We start from the raw sequence: 16,505 nt of genomic DNA on the forward strand, positions 1-16,505 counted from the left end.
ATGTATTTAGAAAAATTCTTTCATGGTTGCCAAGTCTGTGAGCACGATTTTGGGCTGAATAGTTTTTAATTTTTCAGCCGATGTATATCCCCAACCTACCGCTGCAAAATCAATACCTGCTTTATGTGCAGCTTCGCCATCCGTGGTTTGGTCGCCAACATAAATGGCATGGTTCTTACTGACGTCCAAAATGTTGAGAACACGCTTTATTCGCTTCGCTTTGCCAAATATAGACGAGCCACCATCAATATGGCTAAAAAGCTCACAGAGTTCTTTACCCAGTACATTTTGACAGTTTTCTTTGGAGTTCGAGGTAATAATTGCGAGCGTATATCCCTGCTTATGCAGTTCAATTAGGTGGTCACGCATACCTTCAAACAAATGAATTTCCTCATCTCTTTCTTTCATTAACCGAATAAAGTCTTTCGCAATCCAAGGCAGTTTCCACCGAGAAACATTCATCTCTTTCATAATTTCTCTAGGCGTAAGTTGTTTGTAGTACTCAACTTCGTGAAGGCTTACCGTTTTAAACTTATACTTTGCGGAAAGTTGATTTAAAACGTTTAGAAAAAAATGAAAGGAATCGACTAAAGTGCCATCTAAATCAAAAATAATCGCTTGATATTGTTTTAAGGTTTTTTCCATTTCTAATTTCAAAAGTATATTTTTCATTATTATATTATGTTTTTTATATCTTTTTAAATCAGGCCCAACGAGGACCTGACCTAAATTTCGGATTTTATTTTAAGCTGCCGCTTTTTGTTCTTTTATCCAATTTTTAATACGGGCATCGAGTATATTTAAAGGCAGTGTTCCTGCATTTAAGATCATGTCATGGAACGCTTTGATATCAAAACGATCTCCAAGCTCCTGTTTCGCAAGCTCCCGTAGCTCTAAAATTTTGAGTTGGCCCATTTTGTATGCCAATGCTTGGGCAGGAATAGCAATATAGCGGTCTGCCTCTGCCTGAATATCAGGTTCATCTAAAGCTGAGTGTTCGCGCATAAAATCAATCATTTGCTGACGGGTCCATTTTTTATAATGTACGCCAGTGTCCACCACTAAACGACAAGCACGGAACAACTCACTCGAGAGTCGTCCATAGTCTGAAAGTGGATCTTTATAGAAACCAACGTCTTTACCCAGTTGCTCTGCATAAAGCGCCCATCCTTCTATATAGGCAGTATGATTCGGCTGCTTTCGGAACATCGGCAAATTTGGCAAGTTTTGGGCAATATCAATCTGCATATGGTGGCCGGGAATGGCCTCATGGTAAGCAGTCGCTTCCATGGATATTTTTGAACGTTCAGAGAAGTCTCCAGTATTTACATAGACTTGTCCGGGGCGTGAACCATCAGGCGTGCCTTGGTGATACTCCGCTCCTGCCGCTTCTTTTTCTCGATATTGCTCTACAGGTAAAACTTCGACTTTATTTTTAGGTAATAAACCAAATAACTTCGGTAACTCCGGTTGCATTTGGGCAATATATCCGCGATAAATCTCTAAAATTTCTTCACGAGATTTTGGGAAAACAGCGGGATTTGTTTTTAAGGATTGTTGGAAACTTTTTAAGTCATTGAAACCTTGTGCTTTAGCAATTTTCAGCATTTCCGCTTCTACACGCGCAACTTCTTTCAATCCGAGCTGATGAATATTTTCAGGGCTCTCTAGTGTGGTCGTATTATTTTCTACATAAAAACGATAAAGCTCGTCACCGTTTGGCAAGCTCCAAATACCCTCGTGTTGTCGGCCATGAGGTAAGTAATCTTTCTGAATAAATGTTCCAAGTTTTTGATAAGCAGGCCGAACATTCTGATCTATGGCCTGTAGGATTTCGCGGCTTAAACGCTCTTGTTCTGCTTTCGAAATATTGTTTGGAAATTGCTTTAATGGAGAAGCAAATACACTGTCTTTCCCTGCTGGAGCTGCAATGCTATTAATCTGCTTTACCACTTTTTCAATTAAATATTTCGGTGGCATCAAACCATCTTTTTGTCCTTGTTTCGCTAACTGAATACCTTGATCAAGAATAAGAGGAATTTGTTTTAAACGAGCAATATAGTCTTGATATTGTTTAGTATTATTAAATGGAATCGAACTAATAAATCCCGGAAATTGTAAATGTAGGCCCCACATTTGATTGAAAGGCATCTCATAGAGTTTCAAATCATAATTTTTAAGTGTCTCTTTTAACTGATAAATCATTAAATCTTTATTTAATTGATCTGTTGCTGAAAATCCTGTGCTATCGATTGCTTCAAAACGTTTTAAAAAATTTTGAGTAGTTTTTTTATCTTTCTCAATCTGATTTTTTGAAGACTCGGTCCATCGATCGTTGTAGCGTAAATCGCCTAATGTCGTTGCAGTCTCAGGATTATTTTTCAAAGTATATTCCCATTGTTCTTGTAAAAGCTGATTTAAAGCTTTCACCCGAACAGAGACATTACTGTTTTGTTTAGCTTGTGATTTTTCGGTGGTATTTGTATTTATTTCGGGGGGTGTAGCATTAGAAGAATGAGACATCCAAAATAAAATACTGATACAAGCAAAATGTAAGGTTCTGTTTTTCATTTAATTATCCAAACATATTTAACGAAGTTTAAAATATAGACAAAACAAATTACGTGCCAAGCAGCCTATAAAATGGTGTAAAAATCGAGTATTTTTTAACTCAATGATTTTATAAATTAATTTTCTTTCTAATTAAATTATTTATAGTTGCTATCTATATTCTGAATCTGACTTTAATTTACCAGAAAGTCAAAAAAAAGTGCACATGAGCAATCTCAGTGCACTTTTGAATTTCTACATTAAAAATTGTTTCTCAAGAAAACAAATATTGATAAACAATATACGCAGCCAGTTTTGCTGTTCGATTGTCTAAATCAAATTTTGGATTGCACTCGGCAATATCCAAAAGTTTGATTTTGCCAGTCTCTTGAATATGCTTAAAAATTGCTTCGAAAGTGGCTAAATCAATTCCTTTTACAGCTGGTGCACTGACCCCCGGTGCAACCGCAGCCGCGAAGACATCTAAATCAATCGTAACGTACAAACAGTCTACTTTTTCAATAAAAGCATCAACCGCTGCAAGCACGTTTGGTAGGTTAAAAATATTAACCTCATGATCGCGTAAATATGAACAATTCAGCGCATCGGCTGTATCAAACAAAACTTTAGTATTGGCATGGTTGGCAACCCCAATACATAAATAATTAAATTGTTTTTGATGCTGTTCTGAAAGTCGCGCTGCCTGTAAAAATGGTGTTCCAGAGGTGGCATGCTCAGCTTCACGCAAATCAAAATGGGCATCGAAATTAATAATGCCTATTTTTTTATCTGGTGCGTGGGCTTGTACATATTGGAACAGACCGCTAAAGCTACCAAATGCGACTTCGTGTCCACCGCCCAATACAATCGGTTTTAAACCATTTTGTAGGCTAGTTGCGACTTGCTCAGCCAACTCGGTTTGGGCTTGCTCTAAATTGCCATATTCGCAGGTCACTGTACCTAAATCGACCAGACTCACTGGGCGATGAACTGGTAAGTTAGCCAGTTGTATACGAATCGCATCTGGCGCATCGGCAGCACCAACTCGGCCTTTGTTACGCTTCACACCTTCATCAGAACTAAAACCAATCAGGGCAAATTCGGCATGTTGGGTTTTATTCATAATATGGTGAATACGTTGATGTGCTTCACCCTCGCCATCATGTCGGCCTTGCCATTTAAATGTGTGATTCATGTGACACCGTTTAAAAAATAACTTCTTGTCCATGCTGAACGACTCGCTTAGGCAAATCTCCGCCCAGCCAGTAAACAATTTCAGATGGATGCTCAATATCCCAAGCCACAAAGTCAGCGACTTTACCCTGCTCCAAACTACCGTGCGTTTGCTCTAAACCGAGCGCTTGGGCAGCATGAATGGTGACACCAGCTAAGGCTTGCTCTGGGGTTAAACGGAAGAGCGTACTGCCCATGTTTAGCATTAAACGTACAGAAAGTGCTGGAGATGTACCCGGATTTAAATCACTCGATAGCGCAATACGCACACCATGTTTAATCAGGCTTTCAATTGGTGGGTATTGTGTTTCACGCAATAAATAAAAGGCGCCCGGTAGTAACACAGCAACCGTACCCGACTCTGCCATAGCTTTGACATCATCTTCGGTCATGTACTCTAAATGGTCAGCCGACAATGCATGATAACGTGCTGCCAAACTTGAGCCACCTAGCGATGAAAGCTGCTCTGCATGAAGCTTAACGGGTAGACCCAATGATTGTGCCGTTTTAAAAACACGTTCAACCTGAGCAGGTGAAAAGGCTAAATGCTCGCAAAACGCATCTACTGCATCGACTAAACCTTCAGCATGTAGTTTAGGCAGCATTTCTGTACAAATATGCTCGATATAAGCATCGCTTTGGTCTTTATACTCTGGCGGTAACGCATGGGCAGCCAAACAGGTACTTTTGACCGTCATCGGTAAAGCTTCACCAATTTGACGGATCACACGCAGCATTTTGCGCTCGTTTTCGTAGTTGAGTCCGTAGCCAGACTTAATTTCGATGGTCGTTACACCATCTTGTTGCATGCAACGAATACGTTTTAGGGCTGATTTCAGTAATTGTTCTTCGCTGGCTTCTCGCGTTGCGCGTACTGTACTGGCAATACCGCCACCACTTGCAGCAATTTCAGCATAACTTACGCCTTGTAAGCGCTTTTCAAACTCAACGCTACGGTTACCACCAAATACACTATGCGTATGACAGTCGATGAAACCTGGGGTTACCCAAGCGCCATTTAAGTCAACTGTTTCGGAGTAAGTGTCGGCAGGAAGTTGTTGTTTTCCAATCCAATGGATGAGATGCCCTTCGGTAACAATTGCAGCATCTTCGATATAAGAATATTGCCCATTTTGCATGGTCGCAATATGGCAGTTCTGCCAAAGTTTTTTCATTAGCCTATCCTCGAAACTGCCCAACAGTAAAACCATTGGGCAGTTGATTTGTTAGCTTTCCATTTCTATGTTTTGCTGGACAGGCTTACTTTCCTTTCCCAAGCTTTGCTCCGGCTTTACCCAAATGCGATACGCAATGGTTAACAGAGCAAGCCATGCCGCACCTACATAAATTGCAGGACGCGAGTCTGGGAAGTAGCCCATCATCACTAAAATGAACACCATAAACCCGATTGCAAAAGCAGGTGCATATGGCCAGCCGAATACAGGGAAATCCAGTGCCTTAATTTCAGCAGTAGATAATTTACGGCGCATCGCCACTTGCGAAAGCAAGATCATGAGCCATACCCAAACTGTTGCAAACGTTGCAATTGATGCAATGATGACAAATACATTTTCAGGAATCAGGTAGTTCAGTACCACACCAATTAACAGCACGCCAGCCATAACCACAACAGTCATCCAAGGCACACCATTACGTGAAAGTTTCTTGAACACTTGCGGTGCTTGACCACGATTTGCCATACCGTACAACATACGGCCTGCACCAAATACATCACTGTTAATTGCTGAAATTGCAGCGGTTACCACTACAACGTTTAAAATATTTGCAGCAGATTTAATGCCTAAGTTTTCAAAAATTTGTACAAACGGGCTACCTTGGCTACCAATCTGGTTCCATGGGAAAATCGACATCAGTACAAAAATAGTGAGTACATAGAACAGTAAAATACGGACTGGAACAGCATTAATTGCTTTTGGTAAGGTGGTTTTCGGGTCTTGTGACTCACCTGCGGTTAAACCAATAATTTCGATACCACCAAAGGCAAACACGACTACAGATAAACATGCCACTAAACCTGCAATACCATGCGGCATGAAACCATCATAAATCCATAGGTTTTGAAGCCCCGGTACAACATTGCTGTGATCAACATGGAAGCCATAAAACATAAGGCCTAAACCACCGATAATCATGGCAACAATGGCACTGACTTTGACAATTGAAAGCCAAAATTCGAGTTCACCAAAGACTTTTACATGAATAAGGTTAATTGCACCTAGGAACATGATGAGAGACAAAATCCAGATCCACCGTGGTACATCGGGATACCAGAACCCCATATAAATACCAAACGCAGTGACATCGGCAATTGCAACAATCACCATCTCAAAAACGTAAGTCCACCCAGTCGTAAAACCTGCCAATGGACCAATGTACTGAGATGCATAGTGGCTGAATGAGCCAGAGACAGGGTTATGGACAGCCATTTCACCCAGTGCGCGCATAACGATATAAATTGCAATCCCTGCAACGATATACGCAAGTAATACTGAAGGCCCTGCCATTTTGATGGCAGTTGCCGAACCATAGAAAAGCCCAGTTCCAATTGCTGAGCCCAATGCCAAGAAACGAATATGGCGGGTGTTCAAACCCCGCTGTAGTGTGGAGTTTTGTGACATTTTAATCTCCAATCCTTGAGGAAATTTAGTTGGATTCGGCCACTCCATGTGACCGTTTTATCAATCACACTTCAGATAAACTAGGGAGCAGTTTTGGAATGAGTAACTTGTTTAGGCAACCACTCGCAAGCAATTCGCTAGCTTGTTCGATATCCGGAGCAAAGAAACGATCTTCGCTGTAGTAAGGAACTTGATCGCGCAAGATTTTACGAGCTTGTTCAAGTTTAGGCGAGCTTTTTAAACCTTCACGGAAGTCTAAACCCTGACAAGCGCCTAACCATTCAACAGCTAAAATGCCACGAACGTTGTCAGCCATGTACCAAAGACGCTTACCGGCATTCGGAGCCATCGATACGTGGTCTTCCTGATTGGCAGAAGTTGGTAAACTATCAACACTTGCAGGATGTGCTAATGCCTTATTATCGCTCGCAAGTGCAGCAGCTGTCACTTGTGCAATCATAAAGCCTGAGTTAACACCGCCATTTGCAACCAAGAATGGTGGAAGTTGTGACATGTGGCGGTCCATCATCATCGAAATACGACGTTCTGACAGTGAGCCAATTTCAGCGATCGCCAATGCTAAATTATCTGCCGCCATTGCAACAGGTTCTGCATGGAAATTACCACCAGAAATCACGTCACCTTGTTCAGCAAAAACAAGCGGGTTATCCGATACAGCATTTGCTTCAATTTCTAATACTTCAGCAGCCTGACGGATTTGCGTCAAACATGCACCCATCACCTGTGGTTGGCAACGTAAAGAGTACGGGTCTTGAACTTTGCTACAGTCTTCATGTGAATGTGCAATTTCACTCGAATCCGTCAATAAGTCACGATAAGCCGCAGCTACATCAATTTGACCACGTTGGCCACGTACTTCGTGAATACGAGCATCGAATGGGGCACGTGAACCCAACATTGCTTCAACACTTAAGCCACCACAAACCGTTGCAGCAGCAAACAAGTCTTCAGCTTCAAACAAGCCACGTAATGCATAAGCAGTTGACACTTGTGTACCGTTTAAAAGTGCCAAACCTTCTTTAGCAGCTAAAGAAATAGGTTCTAAACCTGCAACTTTTAAAGCTTCAACGGCTGGTAACCATTCACCCTTATAACGCGCCTTACCTTCACCAAGTAACACTAAAGACATGTGTGCAAGTGGTGCCAAGTCACCTGAAGCACCTACTGAACCTTTTAGTGGAATGTGTGGGTAAACTTCGGCATTAATTAAAGCCAACAAAGCATCAATTACTTTACGACGAATACCAGAGAAGCCACGCGCCAAGCTATTTGCTTTCAATAGAATAATTAAACGAACCATTGCATCATCAAGTGCTTCACCTACACCTGCTGCATGCGAAAGAACCAATGAACGTTGTAACTTTTCTAAATCTTCAGGAGCGATTTTGGTTGACGCGAGTAAGCCAAAGCCCGTGTTAATACCGTAAGCTGTACGCCCTTCATTTACAATTTTCTCAACACAAGCCACGCTTGCATCAATTGCAGATGAAGCACTTTCATCCAATTTAACTTTGATCGGGTTAAGGTACGCTTGACGTAAATCGGCTAAGGTCAATTTTCCCGGTTGGATAAGTAATTCCATGTTGGCTTCCTAATTTTTTGCACTATATTCTGCTGAGACGGTGCTTTTCACAATTGCAAAAAGCACCGCTAGTTCTTCCATGTATTTTTATTGCGTGATCATTGGCAAGTGTAAGCCTTGCTCTTTCGCACAGTTAATCGCAATTTCATAACCTGCATCGGCATGACGCATAACACCTGTTGCAGGGTCATTGGTCAGTACGCGAGCAATACGTGCAGCAGCTTCATCTGTACCATCACACACAATCACAACGCCTGAGTGTTGAGAGAAGCCCATACCTACACCACCACCGTGATGTAAAGACACCCAAGTTGCGCCGCCTGCTGTATTGAGCAACGCATTTAATAAAGGCCAGTCTGATACTGCGTCTGAACCGTCTTGCATTGCTTCAGTTTCACGGTTTGGACTTGCAACCGAACCTGAGTCTAAGTGGTCACGACCAATCACAACTGGTGCAGACAATTCACCGCTACGAACCATTTCGTTAAATGCCAAACCAAGTTTTGCACGTAAGCCTAAACCAACCCAGCAAATACGCGCTGGTAAGCCTTGGAAGCTAATGCGTTCACGAGCCATGTCTAACCAGTGATGTAAATGTTCATCATCAGGAATTAATTCTTTAACTTTGGCATCTGTTTTATAAATGTCTTCTGGGTCACCAGAAAGCGCTGCCCAACGGAATGGACCAATACCACGGCAGAACAATGGACGGATGTAAGCAGGTACGAAGCCTGGGAAATCAAAAGCGTTTGCTACGCCTTCATCTTTCGCCATTTGACGGATGTTATTACCATAGTCAAATGTTGGAACACCCATTTTTTGGAAATCGAGCATCGCTTGTACGTGTTTCGCCATCGACTGTTTTGCAGCTTTTACAACAGCTTCCGGTTCAGTTTTCGCACGTTCACGGTATTCATCCCAAGTCCAACCTACTGGTAAGTAGCCATTGAGTGGATCGTGTGCACTTGTTTGGTCAGTCACCATGTCTGGACGTACACCACGGCGAACAAGCTCAGGTAAAATTTCAGCAGCGTTACCATGAAGCGCAATTGAAATTGCTTTACCTTCTTTTGTATAGCGGTCAATACGCGCTAAAGCGTCGTCTAAATCAGTCGCTTGTTCGTCTACATAACGGGTACGTAAACGGAAATCGATACTTGCTTGTTGGCATTCAATATTTAAAGAACACGCACCTGCAAGTGTTGCAGCTAGAGGCTGAGCGCCACCCATACCACCTAAACCAGCGGTAAGAACCCAACGACCTTTTAAATCACCGTTGTAGTGTTGGCGGCCTGCCTCAACGAAAGTTTCATAAGTACCTTGTACAATGCCTTGGCTACCAATGTAGATCCATGAACCTGCTGTCATTTGACCGTACATTGCAAGTGCTTTTGCGTCTAACTCGTTGAAGTGTTCCCAGTTTGCCCAGTGCGGTACAAGGTTTGAGTTTGCAATTAAAACGCGTGGTGCATCTTTATGAGTTTTAAATACACCTACTGGTTTGCCTGATTGAACCAATAAAGTTTCGTCAGTTTCAAGATTTTTTAACGTATCTACAATTTTGTCGAAACATTCCCAGTTTCGTGCTGCACGACCAATACCGCCGTATACAACTAACTCTTTCGGGTTTTCTGCAACGTCCGGATCAAGGTTATTCATCAACATACGTAATGGGGCTTCAGTTAACCAACTCTTAGCCGTTAATTCAGTGCCGCGTGGTGCACGAATTTCTACATCACGAAATTTTGTTGTCGTTGTTGTCACAGTCGGACTCCTTCCTTTGAGCTTACATCAGCAGAACATCACTTGTCTCTGCATTTGTATAGTAATGTATTAACTTGTATATACATCCATATACTACACAAATATTTTTCGGCGTGAAGAGGGTGATCCATATTTTTTTAAAAAAATTGAATAAGCTTATGAATTAAATTAATTTATTTTTATATTAGGCATAAAAAAAGCACATATCTTTTAAATCGACATGTGCTTTTTAAGTCGTAAATGATGTCTTTTTATCGTTGAATTAACTCAATGACATAGCAGCTTTTGAGTTGTTTTTTGGGAAAACTGATTGATGTCACGCCAGCGTTTTTCCCAATTTTTAGCGTCTCGTGAGCAGCAAGCTGAACGGAATGATCATCCACATTTACTTGTGTTTCACCACCCTGATTAAAAATAAAAATCAGGTCTGCCGAGCTAATAAATGCCTGCTCCGCTGCATCATTCAACCACTGAAAACGAGCATGAAACTTTGCAGGGTCATAAATTAAATTTAAATCTCGAATTGCACCGTCGACCAGTTCACTTTGAACCTGACTCTCACCATGAAAAGCAAAAATATCGCCTTGGTTCAGCGTTTTGGCAGGAAGATCATCGACATGCAATACCATGCCCTGTCCATCAAGTACAGTAATAATTCGCTGCTTATTTGGGAACAAGGAAAATGGCCCAGAAGTGGTCACATCAGCCATCGAAATGCGCCACTCAAAGTCAGCCTCACCTTGGCTTCGCGCAATCTCTAAAGTAAAGCCCGCACCGTTTTTCCAAAGCATTTTTGTATATTGATCGGCCCTGATCAATTCAATCATGGGTTAAATTTCCCTTCGAGATAATAGCGGCTACCCGGATAAATCAAACGCGCACTTGAAATGAGTTGTTTGTTTGACCATGTACGGCGACGGATCAGTAAGCATGGTTCAGCTTTGGTAATCTTCAACCATTTACACTCTTGCGGTGATGCTAAAACTGCCTCAACAATATGTTCACCCTCTGACACAGGTGCTTTCGCCATGAGGTAAGCATTAGGCGTAATGGTTTTAAAATCTTGTTGTAGATAATCTGGAATAAGCGCTGCATCAACCAAACGATCTTCGACCTGAACAGGTACATCATTTTCATAATGCACAATAATCGAGTGAAATAATCTTTGCCCTTCGCGAGTCTGCATTAACACGCTTTGCTCTGCATTTGCATAAATTTGTTCTAAGACTAAAACTTCAGCGTGGTGCTTATGGTTTCGTGCAATAATCTCATCGGCAATATTATTAATTTGAAAAAGTGCAGTTCGGCCTTGCCCTTCAGCAACGAACGAACCAACGCCTTGAATTCGAACCAACAACCCTTCAGTCGTTAATTCACGAAGCGCACGGTTTACCGTCATACGGCTACAGCCAAGTTGATTGACCAACTCACTTTCCGAAGGAATTTTTTTATTTACAGCCCATGAACCTTCATAAATTTTTTGTGAAATCAGTTGTTTTACGCGTTGATATAAAGGAACTGGACTATCAGCTTCAATCGAAAGCTCAGCATGTTCTTGTTTTGATGTTCTGGGCATAACAAATACTCAAAAAGGCGGCAGGCAAAACAGTATTTTATTTGACATGCTATGTATATACAACCACATACAACATGTTAATTGATGAATTAAATAGATTTTAAAAAGTTTAAAAAATAAACATAGCTCGACAAGAGCTAATTTAAAGTTTTATGTAGAGAAATTCAAATATATAAAGGCTTTATAAATATTTATTTAATAATTATTTCTGCTATGCCTTGGCTCAATTCAAAGAAGCAAAAATATGGTCTTTTCTGGTTTACGAAATGATGCTTAAAATTTTTATTTAAAATAACTGATCGATAGTATTCTTCTGCCACACAGTATATTAATAAAGCTGGAAGCACATCGAATGCGTAATTATAAAATAGATATTCTGCGTGGAATGTCTATCCTGTTGGTTCTTTTACATCATTTTAATATTCCTTATAAACTTAAAGATACATGGTTAGGTTTTGATTTTTTAGGTGAAGCATTTAGCACAGTCATCGCAAGAAACGGAAATTATGGCGTCACCATGTTTTTTGTGATTTCGGGTTTTTTAATTACCCATCACACTTTAAAACGAGACAAACAATTTTCCGCAATTAACCTCAAGCATTTTTATATCCGACGGGCAGCGCGTATTTTGCCGTGTCTGATATTACTCATTTTAGGTGTAAGCATACTTGGTTCATTTGACTTAAAACCCTTTATGAACCAAGCACCCAATGGCATTGAGGTCTCTTATCCCTTAACCATATTTGCAGCTTTAACCTTCTGGATGAATATCCTGATTATTAAATTCGGTTGGGTAAACTATGCTTTGGGCGTGTTGTGGTCGCTCTCTGTAGAAGAAGTTTTTTACTTTGTTTTTCCATTATTGTGCCTGTTCACGCGAAGTAATAAGGTCTTTATTGCTGTGCTCATTGGAGTCATTTTATACGGGCCTTATTTTAGATCTCTGCATTTTGGAGAAGAAAGCGGCGCTTATTTATATCATTATTTTTCGAGTTTTGATGGCATAGCGATTGGCTGTTTAACGGCGATTTTTTCTCATACATATCGACCAAACTGGACTTATAAAAAACCTTTTTCTTGGTTGCTTATTTTGAGCATGAGCGCGCTATATTTATATGCGCCAATTAAAGAAGTCAGCACATGGGGTATTAGCTTATTTGCTCTTGCCACAGGCTTACTGATTTTGTGTTTTCAGGATCCTTCCGAAACACAGGCGCATAACCTATTTACCAAAGTGATGGTCTGGTTGGGGCAACGAAGTTATGAGACTTATCTGTTCCATCTGGTAGTACTAGGCCTTATAAAGGTTGCGTTTATTCCAGCTCAAACCGACGCTAGCATCAAAATTATGCTTTTAATTGGCTATTTGGTCCTGACTTTCATCATTAGCGCTGCTATTGAAAAATATTATTCGACACCGCTTAACAGCTATATTCGAAGGATTTTTATTAAAGACAAGTCATAAAAATAAGCCCCTTTAAAATAGGGGCTTTTTTAATTAAGCGATCAACATGGTTTCATCATCTTGCTTAAAAGGGTTCGACCAGTTCTGCCAAGCTTGTGGCCCTAAAGCCATTTCTTCATCACTTAACAGGCAACGGTCTAAGCGTTGTATTAAAGCTTGCTCATCCATTTGCATACCAATTAAAACCAGTTCCTGACGCGCATCACCTGTTTGAGCGTCCCAAACCTTTTTAATTTGTTCGATGCTGTCTAAGTCACTTGGCCAGTCTTCTTCTGCTACAGCCGCCCACCAATAACCTGCTAGGCCGTGTCGAGCCATTGCACCCGCTTGCGACCATGAATAAGCCAAGGTCGGTTCGGCAGCCAACCAGAAAAAGCCTTTAGAACGCACGACTCCCGGCCATTCAGCTTGCACCAAATCATAAAAACGCTCTGGATGGAAAGGTCGGCGCGCGCGGTAAACAAAGCTACTAATGCCATACTCTTCAGTCTCTGGCGTATGCTCGCCGCGTAACTCTTTTAACCAGCCCGGTGCTTGCGCGGCTTCATCAAAGTCAAATAACTGTGTATTTAAAATTTTATCCAAAGCGATCTTTCCAAACTGAGCAATTTCAATTCGGGCACGCGGGTTTAACGTTTTTAAAATTGCGATGAGCTGGTCTTGCTGGGCTTGGTCAATCAAATCAATTTTATTCAGCACAATCACATCACAAAACTCAATCTGATCGATAAGAAGGTCAACCACAGTTCGCTCATCTTGTTCGCCTAGTGACTCACCACGTTGTTGCAGGGAGTCGATTGAACCGTAATCTTTAAGAAAGTTAAAAGCATCGACTACCGTGACCATGGTGTCGAGTCGAGCGAATTCATTGAGAGAGTTTCCATCTTCATCTTCAAAGGTAAAGGTTTCTGCAACAGGCAGTGGTTCTGAAATACCTGTTGACTCAATCACCAATTGGTCAAAGCGCCCTTCATCGGCTAAGCGTCTCACCTCAACCAGCAAATCTTCTCGTAACGTACAGCAGATACAGCCATTGCTCATTTCAACCAGTTTTTCATCAGTTCTTGAAAGCTCAGCCCCACCTTCGCGTACTAATGCCGCATCAATATTCACCTCAGACATATCATTAACAATCACAGCAATACGGCGGCCTTCGCGATTATTTAAAATATGGTTGAGCAATGTGGTCTTTCCTGCACCTAAAAAGCCCGATAAAACAGTGACGGGAAGCTTGGCAAATGAGTTGGCGATTGCAGTGTGCATGGCTTGATCTCTTTGAATAATATTTAAACTGATCATGGCTGGCCATTGAAATATGGCCAGATCACAGGCGTAATCTATTTCTAAACCACAATAATGTTATGTTATAACATAACTATTGATCAAGTTTTTATTCGAGTTTTATTCAAGCCAATACACTTAGACTTTGAAAAAATTGCTTTTATAGTCACTGACAAATCGAGGTTCTATAGTGATGGTCAGGTCCCCATGAACGAAACCCTTGGCTATCAATATGGATTTGTCCCGAAGCATAAACACCCAGACCCATGTTAAGTGCTTGCCCTTTAGTTTCCCAGAACTGACAAAGCTTGGTTTTGGTTTGTTGAATATTAAACTGGTCTAAATCGGTAGGCTGTTCTGGCCCAATTCGAAAATCAAGCGCTGCATTAAAGACATGTCGGGAAGCATCAGCCCCACCTGCACAGCGGTTTAAAGATAAAGCTCGATAAGCCGATGTCACTTCAAAATCGTTAATTACACCATCGTCAACTAGTGCTTTTAAAATGCTAAGCGTCGGAACAATGTTGGACCAAACCTCTCTCGGCGGCACCGCATAAGGCTCCACTCCACATTTTTGCCAGTCTCGAGCTGAACGTAATAACTCATAATCTGGCACTAAATTGGCAAGTCCTTTCTGCTTAAGAAATTGCTTATAAGCCTGCACAGAATGTGCGTGATCTGCGGTTGCAATCCAAGCAATATAATCTTCAGGTTGTTGTTTTATTCTTACCACCGTTTTAGATGGCTGAGGCAAAGAGTGTGGATGCTTAGAAACCGTTGGCTTAGGTGTTTGAGTCGTACACGCGGTAAGAGAAAGTAAGATTAAACCTAAATAGGAATATTTCATAAATATGTTGTTCCTCCCTGAACATCGGGAAGCCTTAGTTATTCATTTAAGATATGTTATAATATAACAATTATAAAGTCCTTTAATTTCTGTTGTAAATTTTAAAAATAAAAAAGGACGCATTAATACGTCCTTTTTAATTTCTAACTCAGACCTGATTACATATCTGCTTCTAAAGCATGTACAGGCTGCTCAGCTTTTAACTTACGGCGTTTAAATTGATAAGCCACCATTAAGCACAAAATCCAACCCGGAATCATCATCACCGCCACACGCATATCTGGTGTTAGTGACATGACAACTAAAATTCCAAGCATGAACACGATGCAAAGATAGTTGCTAAATGGATACATGAAACTTGGGAATTTAGTGGTTTGACCTTGGCGGATCATGAATTTACGGAATTTTAAATGTGTCCATGAAATGACTACCCAGTTAATCACAATCGCTGCAACCACGAGCATCATGAGTAAACCAAATGCTTTTTCAGGGAAAATGTAATTTAACAATACACATAAAATAGTGACTGCCGCAGAAAGGATCACTGCATTGGTTGGAATACCGCGTTTATTAATACGTGCAAATAACTTTGGTGCATTTCCTTGCTGAGCAAGACCGAGCAACATACGGCTACTGCAATAGCTTGTACCGTTATAAACTGAAACCGCAGCAGTCAAAATAACGAAGTTAAGTAAAGTCGCAACACCTTGGCTGTCTAAAGAAGCAAATACCATTACAAAAGGACTGCCACCTTGTGCCATTTGATTCCAAGGAAATAATGAGAATAAAACAAGAAGCGTCGCAATATAGAAAATCAAAATACGATAGATAATCTGATTTACCGCTTTAGGTAAGGTTTTATCTGGGTCACGTGCTTCAGCCGCAGTAATACCGAAAAGCTCGATACCACCAAAAGCAAAAATAATGACTGCCATAGCCATCACCAAGCCTTTAATACCATATGGGAAGAAACCACCCAATGCCCAAAGGTTAGAAATGCTGGCTTGTGGCCCTGCCGTACCGGTTGCAAGTAAATACGAACCGAAACCGATCATGGCTAAAATGGCTAAGATTTTGACAATGGAAAACCAAAATTCCATTTCGCCAAAAAACTTAACATGCAATAAATTAATACCATTAATGAGAATAAAGAACGTTAGAGCGGATGCCCACGTTGGGATTTGCGGCCACCAATATTGAATATAAAGACCAATTGCACTTAGCTCCGCCATACATACCAGTACGTTGAGTACCCAGTAGTTCCATCCTGACATGAAGCCTGCAAAAGGTCCCCAATATTTGTAAGCAAAATGACTGAAAGAACCACTTACTGGCTCTTCTACCACCATTTCACCGAGCTGGCGCATCATTAAAAAAGCAATAAATCCTGCAATCGCATAACCCAAGATTACCGACGGACCTGCCAATTTAATCGATTGTGATATACCAAGAAACAGCCCTGTACCAATCGCTCCACCCAATGCAATCAGCTGGATGTGACGATTACTCAAACCGTGTTTCAGGTTTCCTTGCTCTTGTGTTGACAT

13 protein-coding genes are annotated in these 16,505 nt (G+C 41.1%); 1 reads left to right on the forward strand and 12 read right to left on the reverse strand.

What is annotated here, in order from left to right; all coding sequences use genetic code 11:
* Nucleotides 1–6: 6 nt before the first annotated feature.
* The 9 genes from AC1PJ9_RS05730 to hutC all read right to left on the reverse strand — a co-directional run bounded on the left by AC1PJ9_RS05730 (nt 7) and on the right by hutC (nt 11,365).
* Nucleotides 7–645 (reverse strand): HAD family hydrolase, encoded by a 639-nt coding sequence (locus AC1PJ9_RS05730; RefSeq protein WP_311087286.1) that lies wholly within the window; start codon nt 643–645, stop codon nt 7–9.
* Nucleotides 646–744: 99 nt separating this feature from the next.
* A complete protein-coding gene (locus AC1PJ9_RS05735; RefSeq protein WP_311087287.1) occupies nt 745–2,571 on the reverse strand; it encodes a DUF885 domain-containing protein in 1,827 nt (608 codons plus the stop codon).
* A 253-nt stretch (nt 2,572–2,824) separates the two neighbouring features.
* Nucleotides 2,825–3,745: a formimidoylglutamase gene (gene hutG, locus AC1PJ9_RS05740; RefSeq protein ID WP_311087288.1), complete on the reverse strand. Its 921-nt coding sequence runs from the start codon at nt 3,743–3,745 to the stop codon at nt 2,825–2,827.
* A 10-nt stretch (nt 3,746–3,755) separates the two neighbouring features.
* Nucleotides 3,756–4,958: an imidazolonepropionase gene (gene hutI, locus AC1PJ9_RS05745; RefSeq protein ID WP_311087289.1), complete on the reverse strand. Its 1,203-nt coding sequence runs from the start codon at nt 4,956–4,958 to the stop codon at nt 3,756–3,758.
* 51 nt (nt 4,959–5,009) lie between these two features.
* Entirely contained in the window at nt 5,010–6,422 is a 1,413-nt protein-coding gene (locus AC1PJ9_RS05750; protein WP_263614874.1) for an amino acid permease, read from the reverse strand.
* 64 nt (nt 6,423–6,486) lie between these two features.
* Nucleotides 6,487–8,025 (reverse strand): histidine ammonia-lyase, encoded by a 1,539-nt coding sequence (hutH, locus tag AC1PJ9_RS05755; protein ID WP_004704779.1) that lies wholly within the window; start codon nt 8,023–8,025, stop codon nt 6,487–6,489.
* Between the two features lie 87 nt (nt 8,026–8,112).
* Complete coding sequence (gene hutU, locus AC1PJ9_RS05760) at nt 8,113–9,789, reverse strand: urocanate hydratase (protein WP_002054061.1); 1,677 nt, start codon at nt 9,787–9,789, stop codon at nt 8,113–8,115.
* A gap of 251 nt (nt 9,790–10,040) precedes the next feature.
* Nucleotides 10,041–10,616 carry a HutD/Ves family protein gene (locus AC1PJ9_RS05765; protein WP_311087290.1) on the reverse strand — a complete coding sequence of 192 codons (576 nt, stop codon included), beginning with the start codon at nt 10,614–10,616 and terminating at the stop codon, nt 10,041–10,043.
* A complete protein-coding gene (gene hutC, locus AC1PJ9_RS05770; RefSeq protein ID WP_005066641.1) occupies nt 10,613–11,365 on the reverse strand; it encodes a histidine utilization repressor in 753 nt (250 codons plus the stop codon). Before hutC ends, AC1PJ9_RS05765 begins: the two co-directional genes overlap by 4 nt.
* Nucleotides 11,366–11,717: 352 nt before the next feature.
* On the opposite strand from hutC, the gene AC1PJ9_RS05775 reads away from it, so the two are divergent.
* Nucleotides 11,718–12,830, forward strand: coding sequence for an acyltransferase family protein (locus tag AC1PJ9_RS05775; RefSeq protein WP_311087291.1), 1,113 nt, complete (start codon nt 11,718–11,720; stop codon nt 12,828–12,830).
* A gap of 33 nt (nt 12,831–12,863) precedes the next feature.
* Here AC1PJ9_RS05775 and zigA read toward each other — a convergent pair whose 3' ends face one another.
* The 3 genes from zigA to AC1PJ9_RS05790 form a co-directional block, all read right to left on the reverse strand.
* Nucleotides 12,864–14,129 carry a zinc metallochaperone GTPase ZigA gene (zigA, locus tag AC1PJ9_RS05780; RefSeq protein WP_200000550.1) on the reverse strand — a complete coding sequence of 422 codons (1,266 nt, stop codon included), beginning with the start codon at nt 14,127–14,129 and terminating at the stop codon, nt 12,864–12,866.
* A gap of 148 nt (nt 14,130–14,277) precedes the next feature.
* Nucleotides 14,278–14,958 (reverse strand): D-Ala-D-Ala carboxypeptidase ZrlA, encoded by a 681-nt coding sequence (gene zrlA / locus AC1PJ9_RS05785; RefSeq protein WP_200000548.1) that lies wholly within the window; start codon nt 14,956–14,958, stop codon nt 14,278–14,280.
* A 158-nt stretch (nt 14,959–15,116) separates the two neighbouring features.
* Complete coding sequence (locus tag AC1PJ9_RS05790) at nt 15,117–16,505, reverse strand: amino acid permease (protein WP_311087292.1); 1,389 nt, start codon at nt 16,503–16,505, stop codon at nt 15,117–15,119.

This window comes from Acinetobacter sp. 70_2, assembly GCF_056736115.1.

Coding starts and splice junctions, on each gene's coding strand:
- zigA (WP_200000550.1), bottom strand. CDS start 14,129: ATGATCAGTTTAAATATTATTCAAAGAGATCAAGCCATGCACACTGCA.
- AC1PJ9_RS05750 (WP_263614874.1), bottom strand. CDS start 6,422: ATGTCACAAAACTCCACACTACAGCGGGGTTTGAACACCCGCCATATT.
- AC1PJ9_RS05730 (WP_311087286.1), bottom strand. CDS start 645: ATGGAAAAAACCTTAAAACAATATCAAGCGATTATTTTTGATTTAGAT.
- AC1PJ9_RS05775 (WP_311087291.1), top strand. CDS start 11,718: ATGCGTAATTATAAAATAGATATTCTGCGTGGAATGTCTATCCTGTTG.
- AC1PJ9_RS05790 (WP_311087292.1), bottom strand. CDS start 16,505: ATGTCAACACAAGAGCAAGGAAACCTGAAACACGGTTTGAGTAATCGT.
- zrlA (WP_200000548.1), bottom strand. CDS start 14,958: ATGAAATATTCCTATTTAGGTTTAATCTTACTTTCTCTTACCGCGTGT.
- hutH (WP_004704779.1), bottom strand. CDS start 8,025: ATGGAATTACTTATCCAACCGGGAAAATTGACCTTAGCCGATTTACGT.
- hutC (WP_005066641.1), bottom strand. CDS start 11,365: ATGCCCAGAACATCAAAACAAGAACATGCTGAGCTTTCGATTGAAGCT.
- AC1PJ9_RS05765 (WP_311087290.1), bottom strand. CDS start 10,616: ATGATTGAATTGATCAGGGCCGATCAATATACAAAAATGCTTTGGAAA.
- hutI (WP_311087289.1), bottom strand. CDS start 4,958: ATGAAAAAACTTTGGCAGAACTGCCATATTGCGACCATGCAAAATGGG.
- AC1PJ9_RS05735 (WP_311087287.1), bottom strand. CDS start 2,571: ATGAAAAACAGAACCTTACATTTTGCTTGTATCAGTATTTTATTTTGG.
- hutG (WP_311087288.1), bottom strand. CDS start 3,745: ATGAATCACACATTTAAATGGCAAGGCCGACATGATGGCGAGGGTGAA.